This is a genomic window from Faecalicatena contorta (genome assembly GCF_021531995.1).
GTDB lineage: Bacteria > Bacillota > Clostridia > Lachnospirales > Lachnospiraceae > Dorea_A > Dorea_A contorta_A.
Map to the genome: position 1 here is coordinate 1 of NZ_JAFBIZ010000166.1, position 3,987 is coordinate 3,987.

General features: G+C 38.4%; 5 protein-coding genes. 2 read left to right on the forward strand and 3 right to left on the reverse strand.

Annotation, left to right across the window (positions count from 1 at the left end):
- A partial coding sequence (locus JQM82_RS14555; protein ID WP_235251120.1) for a TGS domain-containing protein occupies nt 1-644 on the forward strand: 644 nt, incomplete at its 5' end.
- A gap of 50 nt (nt 645-694) precedes the next feature.
- On the opposite strand, the gene JQM82_RS14560 is transcribed toward JQM82_RS14555, so the two are convergent.
- From JQM82_RS14560 to JQM82_RS14570, 3 genes are read right to left on the reverse strand one after another with little or no spacing between them, the layout of a single operon-like run.
- A complete protein-coding gene (locus JQM82_RS14560; RefSeq protein WP_235251122.1) occupies nt 695-1,243 on the reverse strand; it encodes a GNAT family N-acetyltransferase in 549 nt (182 codons plus the stop codon).
- Nucleotides 1,244-1,259: 16 nt separating this feature from the next.
- Nucleotides 1,260-1,574 carry a hypothetical protein gene (locus tag JQM82_RS14565; RefSeq protein ID WP_235251124.1) on the reverse strand — a complete coding sequence of 105 codons (315 nt, stop codon included), beginning with the start codon at nt 1,572-1,574 and terminating at the stop codon, nt 1,260-1,262.
- Nucleotides 1,575-1,587: 13 nt separating this feature from the next.
- On the reverse strand, nt 1,588-2,856 hold the full coding sequence (locus JQM82_RS14570; protein WP_235251126.1) for a DNA polymerase Y family protein: 1,269 nt from the start codon (nt 2,854-2,856) through the stop codon (nt 1,588-1,590).
- 429 nt (nt 2,857-3,285) lie between these two features.
- Between JQM82_RS14570 and JQM82_RS14575 the strand changes: the two genes are divergently transcribed.
- Nucleotides 3,286-3,987 (forward strand): DUF5688 family protein (locus JQM82_RS14575; protein WP_235251125.1); only part of this gene is annotated, 702 nt, incomplete at its 3' end.

Sequence of the window (3,987 nt, forward strand, 5' to 3'; positions counted from 1 at the left end):
GATTTAATCCTGATATGTCAGATAATCCAAATGAATATTTAAATAAATATAGTATTCCGCTATTTGATATAACATTAGTATTTAATGATACCGATAATTCTTTAGCAATGGATTCTTTTGTTGAATTTTACAAAAACATACTACACCCGCTAAAAATACGAATAATAGATTATCAAAGCGTTTCGGATAAAAGCGATACATATCTACTGCTAGAGGACTACTTCTATTGTAGATATCGATTGTTTCTGAAAACTAAAACCGTTTATCTAAAAAACACTTACGGATTTGGAGCATCTGCAAACATTCATTTTCGTCATGAACAAATGTTTTCTGGTGTCGATAAACAAATAGTAGTCTATGATAGGAGCAACACACCACATTATATTGAGCGCGGCTCCACTGCTTTAGATTTTGCTTTTTATTTACATCCAGATATTGGTTATTGTGCAAAAGGCGCTTTTATCAACAACAGCTCAGAAGCTCTTCCACTTTATACCAAATTAGAAAACGGAGATTCTATTAATATTAGCTCTGATTCTCAGGACGAGATATATCATGCAAAAATTGAGTGGTTTGAGTATGTTAATACAAAAAAATCCACCAAACTACTAATTGCTTTTTTTCTTAAAAACTCAAATATTTAATTCGCTTAATACACTTGTTTAAAAATAGCCGCCCATCCGGACGGCTCTTTTTATTTGTACCTGATATAATAATCCTCAAAAGAAATATTACACTCATCTTTCGCTGTAACAAACTGATATGTTTTAATCAACTTCTGCCTTTCTACTGCATCCTTTTGAATTTTCATGAGCAACGACGCAATCTGGAAATCATCGTACGCATATTCAATCAGGATATCTATAAGTTCATTTAACACTTCCTGTCTTTCGTACTCAGATTTTAAATCAATTCTCAAAATCCCCATACGTTTTCCATCTGCTGCATATTTTAAAGAAGGACAGATTTCTATTGTTCCAATCAGATAATCAGTTGCCTTTTCAAAAATGCTCCAGCGTACAAAGTCCTGTACTTCATACCGCTCCAGCCAGAATTCTACACATCCTTTGAATTTTTCCAAATCTGTATAATAAAAATCATCCTCACAGCAATCTCCATTGAAAAATCTTGCTGCATCCGGATCCGAATAGCAGGAAAACAACGCCTCTGCATCTTCTCGCTTCAGTTTTCTTATAATAAAATGCTCTGTTTCATACACAGGGCAATCTAAAAATGGATTCATCTTTTGTACCTTCTTTCTATTCCGGGAATATCATATCCCACGTATTATTGTCCGGATGATAACACAGGATAAAGTTCTGCATCCGATTATTCACAACTGCTCTGCAGTCATATCGATACATCAGAATACCAGCATAATGCTTCTTATCAGATTTTAGCACTTCAATATCTTTCAGTAAATGCCTGGCTCCCTCAGTATCCTCATATTTTATCATTCTGGGGATCATTTTACCGGTGCTGGTAAACCAGCAGTCTGCCGCAACCTTATGTGGCACTCCCCGAATTGCTTGCTCCTGAAGTTTTTCCTCTTCCATACCGATTGCAAATCCCATCAAAGGACACCTCCTATTCTACCTTTACTTTCTTATAATCTACTGTACGTTTTTCCCGACTGATACCACCTGACATGTGATCGATCCTGCTTCCTACAAAGACTGCCCGTTTTAAGGAATCCCTGCCATAACGCATCCGAATCTTATCTACAGTTGCATCCATATGCTCCAGCTTTTCATAATCCGTTGTATCAAACATATCAAGCTGCCGCATATCCATATGATCCTTAATCCTGCTGGTATGAATGCCCAGATGCCGGATCGCTTTCCCATTCCAAAGAGAATCGAAAAGCTGACATGCACAACGATGAATTTCTATCGTTATATTGGTCGCATTATTCAAGGTCATCTGATGGCTTGCATACTGAAGATCAAATGTTTTGATTCCGACGGCGATTACCTCTGCACGGACGCCTGCCGCCCGCAATCTGGTTCCAACTGTCTCTGCCAAAGCAAGGAGAACCAGCTTTGCTGTAGATGCGTCTGTAACATCAAAAGCTATCGTTGTACTGTTCCCATATCCTTTATTTGCCGGAGCTTCTGACTGAACCACAGAAACATCCATCCCGTTCGCAAATGCCCAGATCACCTCCCCATGCTTTTTCAAATGACTTTTCAGCATAATCGGATCAGACTGCGCCAACTCACCAATCGTATGGATTCCCATATGAAACAATTTCTTTGCAGTAGCCCGCCCAACGAAGAACAAGTCCGTTACCGGAAGTGGCCACATTTTCATTTCAATCTCATGTCTCCATAAGGTATGGACCCGGTCAGGCTTTTGAAAATCACTTGCCATTTTCGCCAGCAGTTTATTTTCCGATACCCCGACATTTACCGTAAATCCAAGTTCCTCTCGAATCTGATTACGAATCCGATTTGCTGCAGTGACCGGTTCTCCCCATAAACTTTCGGTACCGGTCATATCAACAAATGCCTCATCCACGCTATATTGCTCAACACCCGGAGAGTACTGCCGAAGGATCTCCATAAAAGCAGCGGAACATCTTTCATACAAACTATAATTCGGAGGAACCAATTTAAGCTGCGGACACTTTTGAAGTGCCTCCACAATACTCTCGCCGGTTTTGATATTATATTTCTTTGCCGGGATTGATTTCGCCAGGATAATTCCATGCCTCATGGCCATATCTCCACCGACAGCTGCTACTTCATCCCGCAGATCTACTTTTCCGCCTAAATGGTAGAGGCGGTAAACAGCCTCCCAGGAAAGGAAGGCTGAATTCACATCAATATGAAAAATCACTTTATTCAAACTTATGTTCGCCTCCTTTTAGATTATTATATCGAACTGGTGTTCTTTTTACAAGAGTGAAAATATGGAATCTACACATCATCTGATATTTTCTACTATCATTGATATAATAAAAGTCCTGTATACACAATATATAGTTTTTGATTATTTGACATCTTCTATATATAGTGTTAAAATAATATTGTAATCATTATTTGTGTCATCCGTAATGGATATTCACACGCAGTTTAGGTTTGTATATAAGTCAGGAGGATTACTCTGCCATCACAATGCAGAGCCTTCTGGCTTTTTTATTTTGCAGGAATCTGCAGCATGTTAGAGAATGAACGCATTTGTGTCCATTCTCTTTTTTTGCCTAAACGCAGGAAGGAGGGAAGGACAAACGAATTATTCACAAAAATGATTGCCCAATAATTTACCAGAAGGGAGATTTTTATGAATTACAACGAATTTCAAGAAACATTACTCAAAGAACTGGAAAGCAGGCTTGATTCCCATATCAGCCTGAATCCTATCACAACGACTAAGAACAATAACACCCTGAAGCATGGAATTGAATTTTCCAATGATACATCCAATATAAGCCCTGTTTTGTATCTGGACGAATGGTATGAATTCTACCTGACCGGAAAATCTCTTTCTCAGATTGCAGAAGATATTGTTGAGCTGTATCACCAGGCTGCAGATGTTTCCTTTACGGACACAGAAATGCTGCTCGATTATGAAAAACTTCAGGAAAAGATTCTCTACAAATTAGTCAATTTCAAGGCAAATCAATCCCTGCTAAAAGACATACCGCATATTCCATATTTGGATCTGGCAATTGTCTTCTATGTACTTTTGGACTGTAAGGATAATAGAATGGCAACGGTTCTGATTCGAAATGAACATCTGAAGACCTGGGGAAAAGATCTAAATACCATCTTCTCAGATGCAAGAAAAAACACTCCTCGTGTCTTTCCGGCTGAACTCACACCTATGTCTGATTTTCTGCAAAATGCTTTTCCTAACTCAAATGAGTTTATAGATTCAGACAGAGATTGTGTCATGAAATCAGAATTGTTCATACTCTCTAATGCTATAAGACAACACGGTGCTATCTGTACATTGTATGATGATATCATGAATCAAATCGGG

What these genes read in the sequence shown, in the direction of transcription:
- JQM82_RS14560 (WP_235251122.1), bottom strand. Translation starts at nt 1,243, where the DNA reads ATGAATCCATTTTTAGATTGCCCTGTGTATGAAACAGAGCATTTTATT.
- JQM82_RS14565 (WP_235251124.1), bottom strand. Translation starts at nt 1,574, where the DNA reads ATGGGATTTGCAATCGGTATGGAAGAGGAAAAACTTCAGGAGCAAGCA.